This window comes from Telluria sp. ZB4P36, from assembly GCF_059685865.1.
In genome coordinates this window covers 1-20,099 of record NZ_JCASIE010000035.1, presented here as the reverse complement: position 1 = coordinate 20,099, position 20,099 = coordinate 1, and the positions used below count along the sequence as shown (strand labels likewise).

The 20,099-nt window shown below is 65.9% G+C and carries 20 protein-coding genes and 1 tRNA gene; 11 read left to right on the top strand and 10 right to left on the bottom strand.

What is annotated here, in order from left to right:
- Positions 1-424: 424 nt before the first annotated feature.
- Positions 425-1,204 (bottom strand): enoyl-CoA hydratase-related protein, encoded by a 780-nt coding sequence (locus AC56LK_RS24730; protein WP_497187099.1) that lies wholly within the window; start codon positions 1,202-1,204, stop codon positions 425-427.
- Positions 1,205-1,282: 78 nt separating this feature from the next.
- On the opposite strand from AC56LK_RS24730, the gene AC56LK_RS24725 reads away from it, so the two are divergent.
- The gene (locus AC56LK_RS24725) at positions 1,283-2,584 is read left to right on the top strand and encodes an MFS transporter (protein WP_497187098.1); all 1,302 of its coding nucleotides are present in this window, start codon (positions 1,283-1,285) and stop codon (positions 2,582-2,584) included.
- Here AC56LK_RS24725 and mltA read toward each other — a convergent pair.
- On the bottom strand, positions 2,581-3,801 hold the full coding sequence (mltA, locus tag AC56LK_RS24720; RefSeq protein WP_497187097.1) for a murein transglycosylase A: 1,221 nt from the start codon (positions 3,799-3,801) through the stop codon (positions 2,581-2,583). The genes AC56LK_RS24725 and mltA overlap by 4 nt on opposite strands.
- Before the next feature lie 18 nt (positions 3,802-3,819).
- Between mltA and AC56LK_RS24715 the strand changes: the two genes are divergently transcribed.
- Entirely contained in the window at positions 3,820-3,957 is a 138-nt protein-coding gene (locus tag AC56LK_RS24715; protein ID WP_497187096.1) for a hypothetical protein, read from the top strand.
- Here the strand turns inward: AC56LK_RS24715 and apaG are convergent, their stop codons facing one another.
- Positions 3,958-4,332: a Co2+/Mg2+ efflux facilitator ApaG/CorD gene (gene apaG / locus AC56LK_RS24710; RefSeq protein ID WP_497187095.1), complete on the bottom strand. Its 375-nt coding sequence runs from the start codon at positions 4,330-4,332 to the stop codon at positions 3,958-3,960.
- A 155-nt stretch (positions 4,333-4,487) separates the two neighbouring features.
- Between apaG and rpe the strand changes: the two genes are divergently transcribed.
- The 8 genes from rpe (at position 4,488) to AC56LK_RS24670 (ending at position 11,239) form a co-directional block, all read left to right on the top strand.
- Positions 4,488-5,159 (top strand): ribulose-phosphate 3-epimerase, encoded by a 672-nt coding sequence (gene rpe, locus AC56LK_RS24705; protein ID WP_436107647.1) that lies wholly within the window; start codon positions 4,488-4,490, stop codon positions 5,157-5,159.
- Positions 5,159-5,857, top strand: coding sequence for a phosphoglycolate phosphatase (locus AC56LK_RS24700; RefSeq protein ID WP_497187094.1), 699 nt, complete (start codon positions 5,159-5,161; stop codon positions 5,855-5,857). The genes rpe and AC56LK_RS24700 overlap by 1 nt, the downstream gene beginning before the upstream one ends.
- Positions 5,858-6,050: 193 nt before the next feature.
- Entirely contained in the window at positions 6,051-7,547 is a 1,497-nt protein-coding gene (gene trpE / locus AC56LK_RS24695; protein WP_497187093.1) for an anthranilate synthase component I, read from the top strand.
- A 1-nt stretch (position 7,548) separates the two neighbouring features.
- On the top strand, positions 7,549-8,112 hold the full coding sequence (locus AC56LK_RS24690) for an anthranilate synthase component II (RefSeq protein ID WP_497187092.1): 564 nt from the start codon (positions 7,549-7,551) through the stop codon (positions 8,110-8,112).
- Between the two features lie 69 nt (positions 8,113-8,181).
- Positions 8,182-9,219 carry an anthranilate phosphoribosyltransferase gene (gene trpD / locus AC56LK_RS24685; RefSeq protein ID WP_497187091.1) on the top strand — a complete coding sequence of 346 codons (1,038 nt, stop codon included), beginning with the start codon at positions 8,182-8,184 and terminating at the stop codon, positions 9,217-9,219.
- On the top strand, positions 9,219-9,854 hold the full coding sequence (locus tag AC56LK_RS24680; RefSeq protein ID WP_497187090.1) for a LysE family translocator: 636 nt from the start codon (positions 9,219-9,221) through the stop codon (positions 9,852-9,854). The genes trpD and AC56LK_RS24680 overlap by 1 nt, the downstream gene beginning before the upstream one ends.
- Positions 9,855-9,861: 7 nt before the next feature.
- Positions 9,862-10,662 carry an indole-3-glycerol phosphate synthase TrpC gene (trpC, locus tag AC56LK_RS24675; RefSeq protein ID WP_497187089.1) on the top strand — a complete coding sequence of 267 codons (801 nt, stop codon included), beginning with the start codon at positions 9,862-9,864 and terminating at the stop codon, positions 10,660-10,662.
- 88 nt (positions 10,663-10,750) lie between these two features.
- Positions 10,751-11,239 carry a hypothetical protein gene (locus AC56LK_RS24670; protein ID WP_497187088.1) on the top strand — a complete coding sequence of 163 codons (489 nt, stop codon included), beginning with the start codon at positions 10,751-10,753 and terminating at the stop codon, positions 11,237-11,239.
- On the opposite strand, the gene AC56LK_RS24665 is transcribed toward AC56LK_RS24670, so the two are convergent.
- From AC56LK_RS24665 to AC56LK_RS24635, 7 genes are all read right to left on the bottom strand, one after another.
- Entirely contained in the window at positions 11,240-12,547 is a 1,308-nt protein-coding gene (locus AC56LK_RS24665) for an amidohydrolase (protein WP_497187087.1), read from the bottom strand.
- A gap of 19 nt (positions 12,548-12,566) precedes the next feature.
- Positions 12,567-14,396, bottom strand: coding sequence for a M61 family metallopeptidase (locus AC56LK_RS24660; protein WP_497187086.1), 1,830 nt, complete (start codon positions 14,394-14,396; stop codon positions 12,567-12,569).
- Positions 14,397-14,477: 81 nt separating this feature from the next.
- Positions 14,478-15,065 (bottom strand): nucleotidyltransferase family protein, encoded by a 588-nt coding sequence (locus tag AC56LK_RS24655; RefSeq protein WP_497187085.1) that lies wholly within the window; start codon positions 15,063-15,065, stop codon positions 14,478-14,480.
- Between the two features lie 4 nt (positions 15,066-15,069).
- Positions 15,070-17,289: a xanthine dehydrogenase family protein molybdopterin-binding subunit gene (locus AC56LK_RS24650; protein ID WP_497187084.1), complete on the bottom strand. Its 2,220-nt coding sequence runs from the start codon at positions 17,287-17,289 to the stop codon at positions 15,070-15,072.
- A gap of 9 nt (positions 17,290-17,298) precedes the next feature.
- A complete protein-coding gene (locus AC56LK_RS24645; protein ID WP_497187083.1) occupies positions 17,299-17,757 on the bottom strand; it encodes a (2Fe-2S)-binding protein in 459 nt (152 codons plus the stop codon).
- A gap of 36 nt (positions 17,758-17,793) precedes the next feature.
- Positions 17,794-18,513 (bottom strand): DsbC family protein, encoded by a 720-nt coding sequence (locus AC56LK_RS24640; RefSeq protein WP_497187082.1) that lies wholly within the window; start codon positions 18,511-18,513, stop codon positions 17,794-17,796.
- A 17-nt stretch (positions 18,514-18,530) separates the two neighbouring features.
- Positions 18,531-19,748, bottom strand: coding sequence for an FAD-dependent monooxygenase (locus tag AC56LK_RS24635; protein WP_497187081.1), 1,218 nt, complete (start codon positions 19,746-19,748; stop codon positions 18,531-18,533).
- Positions 19,749-19,879: 131 nt separating this feature from the next.
- Here AC56LK_RS24635 and AC56LK_RS24630 point away from each other — a divergent pair.
- A tRNA-Phe gene (locus AC56LK_RS24630) sits at positions 19,880-19,955 on the top strand.
- Positions 19,956-20,099: the final 144 nt, after the last annotated feature.

Genomic DNA, 20,099 nt, shown 5'->3' with positions numbered 1-20,099 from the left:
TTCGTGTCACCGCTATTGCTAGCGGGTCGCTCACTCAAGATACTGACCGTCGCTCATTGCTGAGCAACGTTAATACTTTTGTGAACATTTGATAATTTAAGTAATCAGCGACCGAAGTCACTGGCACCTTCATCAAACGCCCACACTTATCGACTGTTAATTGTTAAAGAACCCTTGTTCTGTACTACCTTGCTGCACCGTACGAAGCGTTGTGTTCGTCAGCAGCAGAGAAGTGAGAGTATGCAGTGTTTCGCTTTTCTCGTCAACCCCTCGTTCGCTTCGTTGCAGATTTTCCTGCGAACCTTGTCAACGTAACCGATTGATTACGTTAACCTTTTTCGGTCACTGCCGAAGCGGAGGCGAACTATAGCAAAACTTCGGGGCTCTGCACAAGGGCCCCGCCCCGACTTTTTTCAGGGTTAGCTCACATGCCGTCGAAGGTCGGCTTGCGCTTCTCGAGGAAGGCCGACATGCCCTCTTTTTGTGCGGGAGTACCGAAGCCGGCGTGGAAGTAGCGACGCTCGTAGCGCACGGCTTCGCTCAAAGGCATCTGGTAAGCCTGGTTGACGCAGTCCTTGATCTGCATGGCGACCGACACCGGCATCTCGGCGATGCCCTTGGCTACATTGATCGCCTCTTCCATCACGCTCTCTGCCGGATACACGCGCGATACCAGGCCGGTGCGCTCGGCTTCCGCGGCGTCGATCATGCGGGTGGTCAGCAGCAAGTCCATCGCCTTGGATTTACCGATCGCGCGCGGCAGGCGTTGGGTGCCCCCGGCGCCCGGGGTGACGCCGACCTTGATTTCCGGCTGGCCGAACTTGGCGTTTTCCGCCGCGATGAGGAAGTCGCACATCATGGCCAGTTCGCAGCCGCCGCCCAGGCAGTAGCCCGACACCACGCCGATCACCGGCTTGCGGATGTTCAGGATGTGCTCCCAGTTGCGGCCGATGTAGTTGCCCGGATAGGTGTCTGCCGCATAGGTGTAGTTCGCCATGGCCGCGATGTCGGCGCCCGCGGCGAAGACCTTGTCGCTACCGGTCAGGACGATGACGTTGACGGCCGGGTCGGCGTCGAACTTGTGCAGCGCGTCGCCCAGCTCGTTCATCATGTTGTCGTTCAGCGCATTCATCGCCTTCGGACGGTTCAGGCGGATCACGACGACCTTGCCGTGGTTTTCGATCAACAGATCTGCATATTCCATGTGACATTCCCTTGTGAGGTTAGAGACGGATTGCCGGGATTGTAACGTCTCGCGCAGCAGCAAACACGGTATGATTATTTGTTCAGCAATATTCTGTGCGAGATCACCATCCCAGCCTTCGTTACCCACTGGCTCCGGCAGCGCATCCCCGCCGATTCGGCGATGCGCAAGCCCGATTTCCGCCGCTTCTGGTTCAGCAGCATCCTGGCCCACTTCGGCGCCCAGATCACCCTGCTCGCCCTGCCGATTTGCGCGGTGCTGATGCTGCATGCGACGCCGGCCCAGATGGGCACCCTGGCTGCCTTCGAATCCCTGCCCTTCCTGCTGTTCGGCCTTCCGTCGGGCGTGCTGCTGGACCGCAGCCGCCGCCTGCCGGTCATGATGGCCAGCGACCTGATGGTGGCGATCGCGCTCGCCAGCGTGCCGCTGGCCTGGTGGCTGGACCTGCTCACCATCCCCTGGCTGTATGCGGTCGGCTTCGTGATCGGCGCCGGCCATGTGGTCGGCGGCAGCGCCGAACAGGTGTTCCTGACCTTCCTGGTCGGGCGCGACGGCCTGGTGGATGCCCAGGCGAAGTTCGCGGCCACGGAATCGGCCGCGCGCGTGGTCGGCCCCGGCATGGCGGGTGGACTGGTGCAGCTGCTGGGCGCCCCGATCGCCATCCTGTGCAATGTGGCCGGATTCGTCATCTCGATGCTCAACCTGCGCCGCATCCGCGCACGCGAACCGCAACCGCCACCATCCGACACCCATCCGCTGCGCGACATCCAGGAAGGCCTGGCTTTCGTGTGGCGCCAGCCGCTGCTGCGCACCCTGGCCTGGGTCTCGGCCTGCTGGCACCTGCTCTTTTATGGTTACACGGCCCTGCATGTGATCTTCGCCACCCGCGTGCTGGGCATGACGGCGGGGACCATGGGCATGGCCAATATGCTCGGCGGCCTGGGCGTGCTGGCGGCTTCGCTGCTGGTCAAGCCGCTGTTGACGCGCTTCGGCACCGGCGGCGGCATCCTGGCCGGCCTGTGCGTGTCGGCCTTCGGCTTCGCCCTGGTGCCCGCCATTCCGGCGGCGCTGTTCGGCAACGAGGCGTGGACCGTGGCGGCCTACGCCGTCGTGGTGTTCTGGATCGATTGCGGCGCGACCCTGTTCTTCGTGCCCTATATCGCCTTGCGCCAGCGGGTAACGCCGGACGCGGTGCTGGGCCGCATGGTGGCGACCATGCGCGCGCTCACCGTGGCCGCGGCGCCGCTGGGCGCCCTGCTGGCCGGTGCGCTGGGCGAAGGCTTCGGCGTGCGCGAAGGCATGGGCTGCATCGCCGCCGGCGCCGTGCTGCTGGCCGCCGGCGGCGTGTTCGGCACGCGCCTCAAGGACGCGAAAGATTAAGGCGCAGGACGCGGCAGCAGCACCCAGACCTGGCCGCGCTGCTTCATCTTGCCCGCCCGGTCCATGGCCTCAGGCCCGAAGCCGTAGAAGAAATCCGCCCGCACCGCGCCGCGGATCGCGCCGCCGGTGTCCTGCGCCATCATCAGGCGCTGCATCGGCACCTCGCTGCCGGCTTCCGTCGTCGCCAGGAACAGCGGCGCGCCGAGCGGGACGAAGGACGGATCGACCGCCACCGAACGCCCTGGCGTGAGCGGTACGCCCAGTGCGCCTTTCGGACCGAGCGAGGGATCGGGCAGCTTCTCTTCGCGGAAGAAGATGGTGCTGGGATTCACGTCGAACAGCTCCTGGCGGCGTCCCGGGCTGGCCGCGATCCAGGCACGGATGCCCTGAGCCGTGGCCTGCTCCGCGCTGAGCTCACCCTTTTCCACCAGCCAGCGGCCGATCGTCTTGTAGGGGTGGCCGTTCTGGTCGGCATAGGCCACGCGCACCGTCTCGCCCGTATCGAGCTGCACCCGGCCCGAGCCCTGCACTTCGAGGAAGAAGGCTTCGACCGGATCGTTCACCCACAGCAGTTCCTTGCCCGCCAGGGGCGCACGCGCGATCTCCGCGCGGCTGCTGTACGGGACCACCGTCTTGCCCGACAGGCGCCCGCGCAGGCGCATGCCCTTCAGTTGCGGATACACGCTGCCCAGGTCGACCGTGAGCAGGTCGTCGGGCACGCGGTAGAGCGGCGTCTGGTACTCGCCGCCGCGCTTGCGCGAACCGTAGAGCATCGCCTCATAGTAACCGGTGATCAGGCCCGTGTCGGCGCCGTCGGCGGCGCGCACCAGGTTCGGCACGAACCAGGTTTCGAAGAAGCGGCGTACCGTGGCGGCATCGCTCGCGTCGAGGGCGCGGGCAGCCGCGCACACCGCTTTCCAGTCGGCCTTGCTGGCCATGCCCCGGCAGGACTGCAGGAAGGCCGGCCAGGCCTGGGCCAGGTCGTCCTGCTCCCAGCCCGGTATCGCGTTGAAGCTGGTCGGCGTCATCAAGGGAGCCGGCGCGGGAGGCTGGGGCGGCCGGGCCGGTGGAACCGGCTGCTCCGGCACATACACCGGGCCGACCGGCGTCGGCATCGTCACCGGCCCGGGCGCTTGAGGGGGCGGCGTGGTCGAGCAGGCCGCCAGAAAGGCGACGAGGGCAAGCGAAGCGGTTACACTGCGGCGTGTTTGATGCATAAGGACATAAGGACCGATATGTGGATCTTGATGGTGGAAGCCGGCGTGGCGCTGTTCCTGCTCGTCTTTATCGTCTGGTGGACGATGTTCGCTGGCCGCAAGGACGTCCCGCGCGATGAGCCAACGCACAAGGAAAAAGACGCCGGCGAACGGTAATCAGTGCAGCGCGCCCGGCTGCGCCAGCACGAACTCGGGGATCGGCACCTCGAAGCGGTGGCCGTCCTCGGCCACGCAGAAGTATTCGCCGCGCATCGAGCCCTGCGGTGTCGCCGCCTGGGTGCCGCTGGTGTATTCGAACTGCTGGCCCGGCTGCAGCAGCGGCTGGTGGCCGACCACGCCCAGGCCGCGCACTTCCTGCACCGCGTTGTTGGCGTCCGTGATCACCCAGTGGCGCGAGATCAGCTGGGCGGCGATGCTGCCGGTATTGGTGATCGTGATGGTGTAGCTGAACACGTACTGGTCCCGTTCCGGGCTGGACTGTTCCGGCAGGTACTGGGTCCTGACCTTGACAGCGAATTCATAGGCGGGCATGGGGATTCCTTGCGTGATCGTCAATATTGGCTGGAGCGCACTGTGTGGCGCAAACGACAATCATACCGCGCGGCGCCATTCGAGGGCGTCCCGCCGCTGCGCCCGATACCTCATCGGCGTAAAATAGCGGATTCATTTCACCAGCACGACCGCCCATGACCACCTACCGCATCGCCCCCAGCATCCTGTCCGCCGATTTCGCCCGCCTGGGCGAGGAAGTGCGCAATGTCGTCGCCGCCGGCGCCGACATCATCCACTTCGACGTGATGGACAACCACTACGTCCCGAACCTGACCATCGGCCCGCTGGTGTGCCAGGCGATCCGCCCGCACGTGCAGGTGCCGATCGACGTGCACCTGATGGTCAAGCCGGTCGACCGCATCATTCCAGATTTCGCCAAGGCCGGCGCCGACATCATCACCTTCCACCCGGAAGCCTCGGACCACATCGACCGCACCCTGCAGCTGATCCGCGATAACGGCTGCAAGGCCGGCCTGGTGTTCAACCCGCACACGCCGCTGCACTACCTCGAGCACGTGATGGACAAGATCGACATGATCCTGATCATGTCGGTGAACCCGGGCTTCGGCGGCCAGTCCTTCATCCCGCAGGCGCTCAAGAAGATCGCCATGGCGCGCCGCATGATCGACGAATCGGGCCGCGACATCATGCTCGAGGTCGATGGCGGCATCAAGGCCGACAACATCGCCGAAGCCGCCGCCGCGGGCGCCGACACCTTCGTCGCCGGTTCGGCGATCTTCGGCAAACCGGACTACAAGGCCGTGATCGACGCCATGCGCGGCGAACTGGCCAAGGTCGGGAAGTAATGCGTAGCGGCGCAGCGGCAATCCGGGCCGCCATCATCGACCTGGACGGCACCATGCTCGACACGGTGCCCGACTTCGAGGCGGCCCTGAACGGCATGCGCGCCGAGCTTGGGCTCGCGCCGATCACGCAGGAAACCATCAAGCCGCTGGTTGGCAAGGGTTCTGAAAAACTGGTGCGCGACGCGCTGCTGCTCGACTGGGACGCGGCGCGCGTGGACGCGGCCTTCGATGAAGCGCTGGCGGGCTACCAGCGCCACTACCTCGCCATCAATGGCGAGCGCAGTACCCTGTTCGATGGCGTGGTCGAAGGCCTGCAGGCCATGCGCGATGCCGGCCTGCGTCTGGTCTGCGTGACCAACAAGCCGATCGCCTTCACCCTGCCCCTGCTGGAACAGAAGGGACTGGCGCCGTACTTCGAGCGCGTGTTCGGCGGCGACTCTTTCGCGAAGAAGAAGCCGAACCCGATGCCGATGCTGGGCGCCTGCGCCGCGCTCGACCTGGCGCCGTCGAGCGTAGTGGCCATCGGCGACTCCTCGAACGACGCGGAAAGCGCGCGCGCAGCCGGCTGTTATGTGCTCACCGTGCCATATGGTTATAACCACGGACGGCCTATACAAGAAATTAATTCTGATGGTATAGTGAGTTCGCTGTTAGAAGCAGCTCAGCAGATAACTGCGCACAACCACACCGCAAAATAACTTATCTATACATGTTTTTCACCAAAAAACACTCTGTCAACCAGACCGGCGTCCTTGAGGCCTGGCTGTGGCGACGCTGGCAATCCTGGGCTAACTGACCCGTCTCGATTGCTGCCGGTTGCGCTCGTCCACTGGCAGGTTTTTTTGAAGTGAACCACCGCCCTTCCCTCTCCTGGGCGGTCTGGAGAAAAGCATGACCGAACTCGAATTCAAATCGCTGGCCAACCAGGGCTATAACCGCATCCCTTTGATCGCGGAAGCCTTCGCCGACCTCGAAACCCCGCTCACGCTCTACCTCAAGCTGGCCCAGTCCCAACAGGCCGGGAAGAACACCTTCCTGCTCGAGTCGGTCGTCGGCGGCGAGCGCTTCGGTCGCTATTCCTTCATCGGCCTGCCCGCCTCGACCCTGATCCGCAGCACCGGCAATCGCCTCGATGTGGTCAGGCACGGCGAAGTGATCGAGACCCACGAGGGCAACCCGCTCGACTTCATCGAAGCCTACCAGTCGCGTTTCCGGGTGGCGCTGCGCCCCGGCCTGCCGCGCTTCTGCGGCGGCCTTGCCGGCTACTTCGGCTACGACACCGTGCGCCACATCGAACGCAAGCTGGAACACAGCTGCCCGCCGGACGAACTGGGGCTGCCGGACATCCAGCTGATGCTGACCGAAGAACTGGCGGTGATCGACAACCTGTCGGGCAAGCTCTACCTGATCGTGTACGCCGATCCGGCCCAGCCGGAAGCCTATGCCAAGGGGCGCCAGCGCCTGAAAGACCTGCGCGTGATGCTGCGCCGCAGCGTCGATGCGCCGGTGACTTCGAGCTCGGTGCGCACCGAGGCCGTGCGCGACTTCAGCAAGGAAGACTACCTGAAGGCGGTGGCCCGGGCCCACGAATACGTGATGGCGGGCGACCTGATGCAGGTGCAGATCGGCCAGCGCATCCGCAAGCCCTACGTGGATTCGCCGCTGTCGCTGTACCGCTCGCTGCGTTCGCTGAACCCGTCGCCCTATATGTACTACTACAACTTCGGCGACATGCAGATCGTCGGCGCGTCGCCGGAGATTTTGGTGCGCAACGAGGCCTTGCCCGAGGGCGGCAAGAAGGTCACGCTGCGCCCGATCGCCGGCACCCGTCCGCGCGGCGCCACGCCGGAACGCGACGTCGAACTGGCCGCCGAGCTGCTGTCCGACCCGAAGGAGATCGCCGAGCACGTGATGCTGATCGACCTGGCGCGCAACGACATCGGCCGCATCGCGGAAACCGGCAGCGTGAAAGTCACCGACCGCATGGTCATCGAAAAGTACTCGCACGTCCAGCACATCGTCTCCAATGTCGAGGGCAAGCTGAAGGACGGCATGTCCAACCTCGACGTGCTGCGCGCCACCTTCCCGGCCGGGACGCTGACCGGCGCGCCGAAGGTGCGCGCGATGGAAGTGATCGACGAGCTCGAACCCGTCAAGCGCGGCATCTACGGCGGCGCCTGCGGCTACCTGTCCTTTGGCGGCGAGATGGACGTGGCGATCGCGATCCGCACCGGCGTGATCAAGGACGGCAACCTGTACGTGCAGGCCGCGGCGGGCATCGTGGCCGACTCCATCCCCGAGATGGAATGGCAGGAAACGGAAAACAAGGCGCGCGCCGTGCTGCGCGCGGCCGAACAGGTCCAGGACGGCCTGGATGGGGAGTTCTGACATGCTGCTGATGATCGACAACTACGACTCGTTCACCTACAACATCGTCCAGTACCTGGGCGAGCTGGGCGAGGACGTGCGCACCGTACGCAACGACGAAATCACGCTGGCGCAAATCGAAGCGATGGCGCCCGAGCGCATCTGCATCTCGCCGGGCCCGAAGGCGCCGAAGGATGCCGGCATCTCGCTCGACATCCTGCGCGAATTCAAGGGCAAGCTGCCGATCCTGGGCGTGTGCCTCGGCCACCAGGCGATCGGCGAAGCCTTCGGCGGCAATGTCATCCGCGCCAAGCAGGTCATGCACGGCAAGACCTCGCTCATCGCCCACACCGGCGAAGGCGTGTTCAAGGGACTGCCGAGCCCCTTCACCGTGATCCGCTACCACTCGCTGGCGATTGAACGTTCGTCGCTGCCGGACTGCCTGGAAGTGACGGCATGGACCGACGACGGCGAAATCATGGGCGTGCGCCACAAGGAGTACGACATCGAGGGGGTGCAGTTCCATCCCGAGTCGATCCTGTCGGAACACGGCCACGCGCTGTTCAAGAACTTCCTCGCGCGCTGAATGCGCCCCTGCGCACGCGCCGCGGATGCGGCGCCGCGCGTACATGACGTCTAGCTGACTGGAATAGCCATGCCGATCACCCCACAAGAAGCCCTGCTGCGCTGTATCGAACACCGCGAAATCTTCCACGACGAGATGCTGCACCTGTTCCGCCAGATCATGTCGGGCGAGATGTCGCCGACCATGGTCGCGGCGCTGACCATGGGCCTGCGCGTGAAGAAGGAAACCATCGGCGAGATCACCGCCGCCGCCCAGGTGATGCGCGAGTTCTCGACCAAGGTGCCGATGGCCGACACTACCCACCTGCTCGACATCGTCGGCACGGGCGGCGACGGCGCCCACACCTTCAACATCTCGAGCGCCGCGATGTTCGTGGCCGCAGCAAGCGGTGCGCGCGTGGCCAAGCACGGCGGACGCAGCGTGTCCTCGTCCTCGGGCAGCGCCGATCTGATCGAGTCGCTCGGCGCCCAGATCGACCTGAAGCCCGAGCAGATCGCCCAGTCGATCGCGCAGACCGGCATCGGCTTCATGTTCGCGCCCAACCACCATTCAGCCATGAAGCACGTGGCGCCGGTGCGCCGCGAGCTGGGCGTACGCAGCATCTTCAATATCCTGGGACCGCTGACCAACCCGGCCGGCGCCCCGAATATCCTGATGGGCGTGTTCCACCCCGACCTGGTCGGCATCCAGGTGCGCGTGCTGCAGCGCCTCGGCGCCCAGCATGCGATGGTGGTGTGGGGCCGCGACAACATGGACGAAGTCTCGCTCGGCGCCGGCACCCTGGTCGGTGAACTCGTCGACGGCGAGATCCGCGAGTACGAGATCCATCCGGAAGACTTCGGCATGTCGATGATCTCCAGCCGCAACCTGAAGGTGGCCAACACCGCCGAGTCGAAGGAACGCGTGCTGGAAGCGCTGCGCGGGGAGCCTGGTCCGGCGACCGACATCGTGGCGCTGAATACCGGCACCGCGCTGTATGCGGCCGGGGTGGCCGCGTCGATCGAGGAAGGCCTGGCGAAAGCGCGTGCCACGATCGCCTCCGGCGCGGCCCTGGCCAAGCTCGAGCAGTTCGTGCAGGTGACCCGCCAGCTCGCAGGCAATCACTGATGTTCGGCATCCACGACCTGGCGCTGTTCATGGTCTCCGGCCTGCTGTTGAACATCCTGCCCGGACCGGATTCGCTCCTGATCATGACGCGCAGCGCGACCCAGGGCTGGCGTGCCGGCGTTGCCGCTTCGCTCGGCATCGGCACCGGCACCATCGTCCACGTGCTGGCGGCGGCACTCGGCATGTCGGCGATCCTCGCCACCTCGGCCACCGCATTCACGGTGGTGAAATTCGTCGGCGCGGCCTACATCCTCTACATGGCGATCGGCCTGCTGCGTGCCCGCAAGGGCGCGACGCCGCAAGCCATGCTGACGGTGCCGCCCCTGCCCTACCGGAACATCTTTGCCCAGGGCGTCCTGACCAACGTCCTGAACCCGAAAGTGGCGCTGTTCTTCCTTGCCTTCGTCCCGCAATTCATCGATGCCGATGCGCCGAACAAGGCGCTGGCATTCATCATCCTGGGCAGCATCTTCAATATCAACGGCATGCTGTGGTGCTGCGGGCTCGCGCTGTTCACCGCATTCGCCAGTGCGCGCCTGAAAGTCAGCCAGACCGTCGCGCTGTGGCTCAACCGCATCACGGGCGGCCTCTTCGTCTGGCTCGCGATCAAGCTTGCCGTCTCCAAGCAACACTAAGAATCCCATGTCCGACATCCTGAACAAGATCCTGGCCGTCAAGGCCGACGAAGTCGCCGCAGCCAAGAAGGCGCGCGACCTGGCCAGCCTGCGCCGCGAAGTGGAAAGCGACCTGGAGTCGCGCCGCGCCATCCGCGGCTTCGAGAACAGCCTGCGCGCCAAGATCGCTGCGGGCCACGCCGGCGTCATCGCGGAAGTGAAGAAAGCCTCGCCGTCGAAAGGCGTGCTGCGCCCGGACTTCCAGCCGGCGGCGATCGCGCGCAGCTATGCCGAGCATGGCGCGGCCTGCCTGTCGGTGCTGACCGACGTGCGGTTCTTCCAGGGCTCGGTGGACTACCTGCGCCAGGCGCGCGCGGCCTGCACGCTGCCGGTGATCCGCAAGGACTTCATCGTCGACCACTACCAGGTGTACGAGGCGCGCGCGATGGGGGCGGATGCGATCCTGTTGATCGTGTCGGCGCTGGACCACGGCCTGATGGCGGAACTCGAAGCCTGCGCGCATGACCTGGGCATGGACGTGCTGGTCGAGGTGCACGATGGCGAGGAACTGAGCGCGGCGCTGAAGCTGAAGACGCCGCTGGTCGGCATCAACAACCGCAACCTGCGTACCTTCGAGGTGTCGCTCGATACCACGCTGGGGCTGCTGCCGCGGATTCCGAAGGAGCGCATGGTGGTGACCGAGTCGGGCATCATGGGCCCGGCCGACGTGCAGCGCATGCGCGACGCCGACGTGCATGCCTTCCTGGTGGGCGAGGCCTTCATGCGGGCGCCGGATCCGGGCGTGGAATTGCAGAGCTTGCTTGGCTGAAATCCGCCACCGGCGGAACTCCGGATGAACTGAAGCGTCAAAGCTAAGCGCCCCCGAGGCGCCAACCTGCGACGCTCATTCATCCACCATGAAACTTTTTATTCGCAGTAAAGCACTTCTTCCGGTCCTGCTGGCGATCGTGGGCGGCTGCGCCAGTCCCCCGCCGCCCGTTCCCGTCGAACAGCGCAGCACCATCGCCATCGAGCGCGCGCCGACCGCCCCTCCCGCTCCCCCGCCCTCGCTCAGCCTCGAGGCCTACAAGGCCAAGGTGGCGCAGCACATCCTCGAGCGCAATGCGGAACGCAGTTTCAGCGGACGCCTGCCGCCGATGCTGCCCGCAATCGTGGTGCTGAACATCACGGTGGACAAGGACGGCCGGCTCACCGATGTACAGGTGCAGCGCTCGCGCGATCCGGACGCCGCGCGGGTGGCGCTGGCCTCGATGCTGCGCAGCGGCCCGCTGCCCCGGCCGCACGGCCTGCTCGCCGCGAACAGCCACGCGATGACCTTCTCCGAAACCTTCCTGTTCGACCGCGACTACCGCTTCCAGCTGCGGACGCTGGCCGGTCCTCAGTAATTAGCGCCCGAGGACGTTCAGCACCGCCAGGCTCATGGCCTGCGCAGCCGTCTTGATCGACGGTTCCGGCACCGGCGCATAGAAGGGCGAATGGTTGAAGGCGATCGGCTTGCCGCCGGGACGCTCGGCATCAAGCACGGCCTTGGGGTCGTAGACGCCGGTGAAGAAGAACATCGAGGGCACGCCCTCGTTGACGAACAGCGAGAAGTCTTCGCTGGCCGTCATGGCCGGCATGCGCTGGGCATTGGCGGCGCCGAAGGCGTCCTTGAACACGGCTTCGGTCTTCGCCACCAGGGCTTCGCTGTTGACGATGGCCGCGCCGCCGCTGATCAGCTGCACGTCCGGCGCCGGCGCCCCGGCCATAGCGGCGGAAGCGTTGGCGACGCGGCGTACGCCGTCGAGCAGCTTGGCGCGCACCGCAGGGCTGTACGAACGGATGGTGCCGCGCACTTGCACGTTGTCCGGGATGATGTTGCCGACGGTGCCGCCCTGGATCGCGCCAATGGTGACCACGCCAAATTCCTTCGGATCCTTCTCACGGCTGACGACGGTCTGCACGTCCACCACGAAGCGCGCGGCAATGGTGATCGGGTCCACCGACTTGTCCGGTGCCGAGCCGTGGCCGCCGCGGCCCTTGAACACGATCTCGATCGCGTCCGAGTTGGACGACACCGGGCCGGAGTTGAAGCCGACCGTGCCGTGCGCGAGCGGCCAGGAATGCAGGGCGAAGGCGTAGTCGGGCTTGGGGAAGCGCTTGAACAGGCCATCGTCCAGCATGGCCTTCGCGCCGGACACGATCTCTTCCGCCGGCTGGGCGATGAAGACCAGGGTGCCCTTCCACTTCGCCTTCATCTCGACCAGCGTGCGCGCGGTGCCGAGCCAGCCGGCCATGTGGACGTCGTGGCCGCAGCTGTGGGTGACGAAGCTTTCGCGGCCGTCGCTCACCGCCTTGGCACGGCTGGCGTAAGGCAGGCCGGTCTTTTCTTCCATCGGCAGGCCGTCCATCTCGGTGCGCACCAGCACCGTGGGACCGGCGCCGTTCTTCAGGACCGCCACGACGCCGGTCTTGCCGACCTTTTCCGTTACCTCGAAACCGAGCTTGCGCATCTCGGCGGCCAGCTTGCCGGCGGTGCGCACTTCCTGGAAGGCGATCTCGGGATGGGCGTGCAGGTCCTTGTAGACCGTGTCGAGCCAGGGGTACATGCCGTTGACGCGGCTGCCGACGTCGGATTTCAGGGGGGCGGGGAGCTGGGCGGATGCGCTTGCGGCGCACAGCGAGAGGACGGTGGCGATCAGGGCAGATTTCAAGTGAGCCTCATTCGGTATGTCAGATGCTGCTTGGACGCTTCAAGGCCGTCGACTTCTTGCCGGCGACCGCCTGCGACAGGGTGATGCCCGGCACGCGCTCGCCCTGCAGCGTCACGTCGAACTGCATCAGCTCGTCGCGGCGGAAGGCGTGCACGCTCAGCTTGTCGCCGACCCGGTAGCGGCACAGCAGGGTATCGAGGTTGGACGGGTTGCCGATCACGCGCAGGCCGTCGATCGCGATGATGACGTCGTGCGCCGACAGGCCGGCGCGGTGGGCGGCGCCGCCTTCGTGCACCTGGGTCAGCTTGGCGCCCAGCGGGTCGCGGCCGATGCCGGCATCGAGCGAAGGCTTGCCGCCCTTGCGCTCGTCCACCAGCTTGACGCCGAAGGGCGCGTACAGCTTGGCCAGCGGCAGGTCTTCGGTGCCGCGGACCCAGCGTTCGAACTGGGTGCGCAGGCGGGTGCCGGCCACTTCGTCGAAGATCGCCTCGACCTCCGCTTCCGTCACGCCGCGGCCCGCGCCCTTGTAGAAGTCGCGCCCGAAGCGTTCCCACAGCGCCAGCATCACGTCGTCGAGCGACTTCGCGCCATTCGTCTTGGCGCGGATCGTCAGGTCGAAGGCCAGGCCGATCAGCGAGCCCTTGGTGTAATAGCTGATGATGGCGTTGGGCGAGTTCTCGTCCTGGCGGTAGTACTTGCTCCAGGCGTCGAAGCTCGAGTCGGCCACGCTCTGCTTGAGGCGGCCGCTGCCGCGCAGCACGCCGCCGACGGTCTTGGACAGCAGCTTGAAATAGGTCTGCTCGCCGATGATCCCGGCGCGCACCAGCATCAGGTCGTCGTAATAGCTGGTGAAGCCCTCGAACAGCCAGAGCAGCGGCGTGTAGTTCTCGGTCTGGAGGTCGTAGGGCGCGAACACCGCCGGCTTGATGCGCTTGACGTTCCAGGTGTGGAAGTACTCGTGGCTGCACAGGCCCAGGAAGCGCAGATAGCCCTCGCCCGGTTCGGCGCTCTTCGGGTTCGCCGTGCTCGGCAGGTCGGCGCGGGCGCAGATCAGGGCGGTCGAGGCACGGTGCTCGAGGCCGCCGTAGCCGTCGCCGACCGCCATGGTCATGAACACGTAACGGTCCATCGGCGCACGCTTCGTCTGCGGCTCGAAGAAGGCGATTTGCGCTTCGCAGATCGCTTTCAGGTCGGCCTGCAGGCGCGCCATGTCGAGGTTCGGCACGCGGCCGGTCATGACGATGTCGTGCGGGATGCCGTGCGCCTTGAAGCTGGCCAGCTCGAAGTCGCCCATCTCGACCGGGTGGTCGATCAGTTCGTCGTAGTCGGCGGCGACATAGGTGCCGAAGCCGTAGCGCTTGGCGCCCAGTTCCTTCATCGCGGTCGCCACGCGCCAGCCCTTGGCTGCCGGGTCGCCCGGACGCTGGATGTCCACCTGGTGGGGCAGCGCTTCCTGGCCGGCCACGCGCAGGAACACGCTGGTGCCGTTGAAGAAGCCGTGGGTCTGGTCGAGGTGGGCGGCGCGCACCGACAGGTCCCAGGCATAGACCTCGTAGTGCAGGGTCAGCGGGCCGGCGACGCGCGCGGCGCGCCACGAATGCTTGTCCAGTTTCGTCAGCAGCACGTCCTGGTTGCCGCTCTCGGCGCGGATGCGCACGATGTTGCGGGCGAATTCGCGGATCATGTAGCTGCCCGGGATCCATGCAGGCAGCGCGAATACCTGTCCCTCGGGGTCAGGCGCCGCCACCGTGACCGTGACGTTGAACAGGTGGCCGGCCAGGTCCTTGGGCACGATGGTGTAGAGGATGGCGGGCTGCTCGGGCTTCTTTTTCTGGGAGGTTTTTTTCATTGTATTGGTGCTCATGCGGCCGGAATATGCTGGCTAGTGTAATCGTATTCCCTCACGGCTGGAAAGAATGACATGCATATGTCATGCCGGCAGATCGGAGGGCGTATCGATGTCGCGCAGGATGCCGGGGTCGGCCACGGCGACTTCCAGCACCGGATGCGCCAGCACCAGCCGGCGCGCGCCCTGCTCACCGGCCATCGCCAGCAGCGCCTCGCGATGCGCGGCGCCGAACGCGACCGGGTTGCCGCGTCTTCCCTCGAACACCGGCACGGCGATGCCCGCGCCGCCCTGCACCGCGTCACGCAGCGCGGCCAGCGTCGATGGCGCGACCCAGGGCATGTCGCCCAGCGCCACCAGCCAACCCTCGGCGGGCAGCGAATGGCGCAGGGCGTGGGCCAGCGAAGCGCCCATGCCGGTGTCGGCCTCCGGGCACACGGCCACCTCGCAGCCGAGTGCCCGCAACATGTCCGCGACCCCGCCGTCTTCTGGCGGGACCACCGCGACCACGCGCGGAACACAAGAAAGGAGAAGACGCGCGCTGGCGGCGACCACCGGGTCGCCGCCAGGCAGGGGCTGGAGCAGCTTGTTGCGCGCGCCGAGAGGATCGAAGCGGCGGCCCCGGCCGGCCGCGAGAAGAATGCCGGTCAGGGACGTGCGCGTAGGCGACATCGTTTCAGGCCGAGGCCAGGTCGAAGGGCAGCTTGCGCAGGCGCTTGCCGGTCAGCCGGAACACGGCGTTGGCGAAGGCCGGTGCCAGCGGCGGCAGGCCGGGCTCGCCGATACCGGTCGGCGCGTCGTTCGAGGGCACGATATGCACTTCGACCCGCGGCATGTCGTTCATGCGCGCCACCGTATAGTCGCCGAAGTTCTGCTGTTCGACGACGCCATCCTTGAGCGTGATCGCGGCCCCCGGCAAGGTCATGCCCAGGGCCATCAGCGCGGCGCCCTGGATCTGCGCCTCGATGCTGAGCGGGTTGACGGCCATATTGCAATGCACGCCGGCCACCGCGCGGTGCAGCTTCGGCACCCCGTCGACCACCGAGGCCTCGACCACGTAAGCGACGACGGTGCCGAAGGATTCGTGCACGGCCACGCCCCAGGCACGGCCTTTCGGCAAGCTCTTCTTGCCGTAGCCGGACCTGGCGACCGCCAGGTCCAGCGCCGCGTGATGGCGCTTGTGCTCGGGCTTGATCAGCCGCTTGCGGTAGGCGACCGGATCTTCGCCGCTCAGGTGGGCGGCTTCGTCGATCAGGGTCTCCATCACGAAGGCGGTGTGGGTCGAGCCCACCGAGCGCCACCACAGCACCGGGACGTTGGCCTTGGCGATGTGCGCACTCAGGTGCATCGGCACGTCGTAGGGCGCTCCCATGCCTTCGACCATGGTGAAGTCCACGCCGTCCCTGATCATGAACGCTTCGAACGGCGTGCCGGCGGCGATCGACTGGCCGACGATGACGTGCTCCCAGCTCAGGATATTCCCCATCGGTTCCAGGCCGATCTCGGCGCGGTGCACGTGCGAGGGACGGTAATACCCGCCCTTGATGTCGTCCTCGCGGCTCCAGATCAGCTTGACCGGACCGCGATGGCCGGCCGCCTTATAGGCCTTGGCGACATTGACCGCCTCGACCACATAGTCCGAGGTCGGCACGGCGCGCCGTCCGAAACCGCCGCCCGCCATCATCGTGTGCAGGGTGACCTGCGCGGGCTTGAGGCCCGCGGCAGCGGCGGCAGCGGCCTGGTCGGCGGTCTGGAACTGGGAACCGACCCACAAGGTACAACTGTCGTCCTTCAGGTCAACCGTGCAGTTGAGCGGCTCCATCGGCGCGTGGGCCAGGTAGGGGAATTCGTAGACCGCCGAGATCTTCTTCGTGGCGCTGCCGGGAGTGAGCACCTCGGTCTTGCGCACCACTGCGCCGCGAGTCTTCGAGAGTTCGATGAACTCGGTCATCTGCGCGGCGCTGTCCGGCTTGCCCAGGCCCTCGGTATTCCATTCGAGCTGGAGCAGGTCGCGGCCCTGCTTCGCCGGCCAGTAGCCGTCGCCGATCACGGCCACGCCGCGTCCGCCGCGGTCGAGCGGCACTTCCAGCACGTCGATCACGCCGCGCACAGCCTTGGCTTTAGCGGCATCGAACTTCGCCACCCTGGCGCCGAACACGGGCGGGTGGGCGACCACGGCGACGGCCAGCTTGCCTTCGGGCTTGAAGTCGATACCGAAGCCCTGGCGGCCGCTGGACTTGGCGCGGGCGTCGAGGCGCCCGACCGGCTTGCCGATGTAACGGAACTGCTTCGGCTTCTTCAGGACGACCTCTTTCGGCACCGGCAGCTTCATCGCGGCCTCGGCCAGCGTGCCATAGGCCGCCTTCTGCCCTGCCGGACCGATCACCACGCCGCGCGCGGTACGGCATTGTTCAGGGCGGACTTTCCACTGCGCGGCGGCAGCGGCAACCAGCATGGCACGGGCCGCGGCCCCGACTTCGCGGTAGCGGTGGAAGGAATTCTTCACGGAGCCGGAACCGCCGGTCATCTGCATGCCGAAGGCCCGGTCCTTGTAGACCTCGGCCGCCGGTGCGAGCTCGGCCCGCATCTGGCTCCAGTCGGCATCCAGCTCGTCGGCGATCAGCATCGGCAAGGCGGTGTGCACGCCCTGGCCGAATTCGAGGCGGTTGACCATGACGGTGACGGTGTTGTCCGGCGCGATGCGCAGGAAGGCGTTCGGCGCCTCGACCACCTTGGGAGGAACGTTGGCCTGCGCCAGGCGTCCGCCGGCCGGCAGGAAGAAGCCCAGTACCAGTCCGCCCGTGGCGCCCGCACCGGCTTTCAGGAAAGCGCGGCGCGAGGAGACGCCACCCTTGAGCACAGCCGATGCTGCGCCATTCAACCATTCGCTACGCATGCGGCCTCCTCAGGCGAGAGTCGTGGCGGCATCCTTGATGGCCGCGCGGATCCGTTGGTAGGTGCCGCAGCGGCAGATGTTGCCGCTCATCGCAGTGTCGATGTCGGCATCGCTCGGGCGCTTGTTGGTGCGCAGCAGGACCACGGCGCTCATCACCTGGCCGCTCTGGCAGTAGCCGCATTGCGGCACGTCGTGCTTGACCCAGGCGTCCTGCACCGCCTTGCCGACCCTGTCGTTTTCCATCGCTTCGATGGTGGTGATCTTCTGGCCCTGCGCCGCCGAGATCGGGGTGATGCAGGAGCGGATCGGATTGCCGTCCAGGTGCACGGTGCAGGCGCCGCACAGCGCCGCCCCGCAGCCGAACTTGGTGCCGGTCATGTCGAGCTTGTCGCGCAGCGCCCACAGGATGGGCGTGCTCGGGTCGGCATCGACCTGGTGGTCGCGCCCGTTGATGTTCAAGGTGACCATGGTCTGCTCCCTGTTTGGACTACGTACTTGTTATGTTTATTTCAGCGACTGCAGCTTGGCTTCCAGGCCCTTCAGGTCGATCGCGCCCGGGATGCGGGAACCATCGGTGAAGAAGATCGCCGGCGTGCCCTGGATGCGCAGTTTCTGGCCGAGGGCCAGCACCTCGTCGTTCGGCGTCTTGCAGGCCGCAGGCGCGGCCGGGGGCAGCTTGCCATTGATCATCCAGTCGTCGAAGGCCTTGACGCGGTCGGACGCACACCAGATGTTCTTCGACTTCAAGAAGGAATCCTCGGACAGGATGTTGTACAGGAAGGTGTAGATCGTGACGTTGTCGATTTCCTTGAGCGTGGTCTGGCGCAGGCGCTTGCAGTAGCCGCAGTTCGGGTCTTCGAACACGGCGATGACGCGCTTGCCGTTGCCCTTGACCTGCTTGAGCGCGAGTTCGAGCGGCAGGTCGGTGAACTTGATCTTGTTGATCTCTTCGACGCGGGCGCGGGTCAGGTTGGTCGAGGTCTTGGTATCGTAGACGTGACCGATGAACAGGTAGTCACCCTTCTTGTCCGTGTACAGGATGTCGCCGGCGACACGCACTTCGTACAGGCCGCTGTAGGGGGTCTCGCGGATCGATTCGATCTTGGCGCCGCCCAGGCGCGGCTCGAGCGCCTTCTTGATGGTGGCTTCGGTGGTGTTCTGCGCTTCCACGCAGGATGCGAGCAGGCCCGTCGCCAGCAGGACGGCGACCTTGGTTTTCAACATGAGAATTCCTTGAATGGTTACTTGCCCATCGCATGCGCCATCAGGCGACGCTTAACACCAGGCAATTTATCGAGCAAGTTTAATCCGAAATTGCGCACCACGCGAACGGGTTCGAGGTTGGCGCCGAACAAACGTTCGAGCCCGTCGGTTGCCCATTGCATGAGCAGCACGTCTTCCTTGCGCTTGCGGGCATAGCGCGCCAGCACGCGCTCGTCGGCGATGCCGCGCCGGTCTTCGCGATTGCGCAGCACCTCCAGCAGGTCGACGATGTCGCCGAAACCCAGGTTCATGCCATGGCCGGCCAGCGGGTGCACGGCGTGGGCGGCGTCGCCCACCAGCGCGACGCGGGGCGCGACCACCGAATGCGGGCGCACCAGCGCCAGCGGCACCGCCTTGACGGCTTCCGGCTGCAGGGGGCGCAGGGTGCCGAGTTTTTCATCGGCATATTCGGCCAGGCGGATCGCCATTTCGCCGAGCGACTCGTCCATCAGGGTATCGGCCAGGGTTTCGGGGGCCGACCACACCAGCGAAACGCGGTTGCCGGGCAGCGGCAGCAGCGCGATGATGCCGTCGGCGCAGGTGAACCACTGGTAGGCTACGCCATGGTGCGGCTTGTCGCAGGCAAAATTGGTGACGATGGCGCGCTGGTGGTACATGCGGTAGTCGACGCCGATGTCGCACTGGCCGCGCACCCAGGATTCGCGGCCGTCGGCGCCGATCACCAGTTCGCAGGCGATCTTGCTGCCGTCTTCCAGCAGCACGGCGGCGCCGGCCTCGCTGCACGTGAGCTCGCTGGCACAGCCCGACACCATCTGGACATTGGCGGCGAACTTGAGCGCCGCATCCAGGGCGCCGTTCAGGTTACTGTCCTCGACGATCCAGGCCAGGGTGCCGACGTGGGCGCCGAAGGCGTCGAAACCGAGATTGCCGCCGCCCTCGCCGTCGCCATGGATGTCCATGGCGTCGACCGCCTGCACCCGGGCCAGGTCGAGCGCGCCCCAGACCTTGAGCGAGGCCAGCAGGTCGTGCGCCGTATGATTCAGGGCATAGACGCGCACGTCCCAGGGCTTGTCGGCGGCGGACGAACTGGGCATCTCGGGCGCCGGTCGTGCCGGCGGCACCAGCAGGGTGACGCTGTAGCCCGACTGGGCGAAACCGAGGGCGGCGGCCTTGGCGATGGCGCCGTTGCCGACAATGCAGACGTCGCTGCGGTGCTGGGCGGAGGTAGTAGTCATGAAACACATTATAGCGAGATGCCAACAGCGCGCCCGGCCGTTGTGCAGCGTGGCGCGGGAGGGCCGAAGCCGGGAAATGCGCACAAGGGCTTGCGCAGACGAAAATCGCTGGCTATAATCATGCCTCTCTTGGCCTGGTAGCTCAGTTGGTAGAGCAGAGGATTGAAAATCCTTGTGTCGGTGGTTCGATTCCGCCCCGGGCCACCAAGAATAAAAAAAACGCCACCCTCGGGTGTAATGCCGTTCAGTTAAGACTGAGCGGCATTTTTCTTTCGGGGTGTTGTAAACGGTAGCTGAGGCTGTTAACCTGCGTCACCATGTTTGATGACGCGCTCCATTTCCTCGTGCAGG

Coding starts and splice junctions, on each gene's coding strand:
- AC56LK_RS24730 (WP_497187099.1), bottom strand. CDS start 1,204: ATGGAATATGCAGATCTGTTGATCGAAAACCACGGCAAGGTCGTCGTG.
- mltA (WP_497187097.1), bottom strand. CDS start 3,801: ATGCATCAAACACGCCGCAGTGTAACCGCTTCGCTTGCCCTCGTCGCC.
- AC56LK_RS24715 (WP_497187096.1), top strand. CDS start 3,820: ATGTGGATCTTGATGGTGGAAGCCGGCGTGGCGCTGTTCCTGCTCGTC.
- apaG (WP_497187095.1), bottom strand. CDS start 4,332: ATGCCCGCCTATGAATTCGCTGTCAAGGTCAGGACCCAGTACCTGCCG.
- rpe (WP_436107647.1), top strand. CDS start 4,488: ATGACCACCTACCGCATCGCCCCCAGCATCCTGTCCGCCGATTTCGCC.
- AC56LK_RS24700 (WP_497187094.1), top strand. CDS start 5,159: ATGCGTAGCGGCGCAGCGGCAATCCGGGCCGCCATCATCGACCTGGAC.
- trpE (WP_497187093.1), top strand. CDS start 6,051: ATGACCGAACTCGAATTCAAATCGCTGGCCAACCAGGGCTATAACCGC.
- AC56LK_RS24690 (WP_497187092.1), top strand. CDS start 7,549: ATGCTGCTGATGATCGACAACTACGACTCGTTCACCTACAACATCGTC.
- trpD (WP_497187091.1), top strand. CDS start 8,182: ATGCCGATCACCCCACAAGAAGCCCTGCTGCGCTGTATCGAACACCGC.
- AC56LK_RS24680 (WP_497187090.1), top strand. CDS start 9,219: ATGTTCGGCATCCACGACCTGGCGCTGTTCATGGTCTCCGGCCTGCTG.
- trpC (WP_497187089.1), top strand. CDS start 9,862: ATGTCCGACATCCTGAACAAGATCCTGGCCGTCAAGGCCGACGAAGTC.
- AC56LK_RS24670 (WP_497187088.1), top strand. CDS start 10,751: ATGAAACTTTTTATTCGCAGTAAAGCACTTCTTCCGGTCCTGCTGGCG.
- AC56LK_RS24660 (WP_497187086.1), bottom strand. CDS start 14,396: ATGAAAAAAACCTCCCAGAAAAAGAAGCCCGAGCAGCCCGCCATCCTC.
- AC56LK_RS24655 (WP_497187085.1), bottom strand. CDS start 15,065: ATGTCGCCTACGCGCACGTCCCTGACCGGCATTCTTCTCGCGGCCGGC.
- AC56LK_RS24650 (WP_497187084.1), bottom strand. CDS start 17,289: ATGCGTAGCGAATGGTTGAATGGCGCAGCATCGGCTGTGCTCAAGGGT.
- AC56LK_RS24645 (WP_497187083.1), bottom strand. CDS start 17,757: ATGGTCACCTTGAACATCAACGGGCGCGACCACCAGGTCGATGCCGAC.
- AC56LK_RS24640 (WP_497187082.1), bottom strand. CDS start 18,513: ATGTTGAAAACCAAGGTCGCCGTCCTGCTGGCGACGGGCCTGCTCGCA.
- AC56LK_RS24635 (WP_497187081.1), bottom strand. CDS start 19,748: ATGACTACTACCTCCGCCCAGCACCGCAGCGACGTCTGCATTGTCGGC.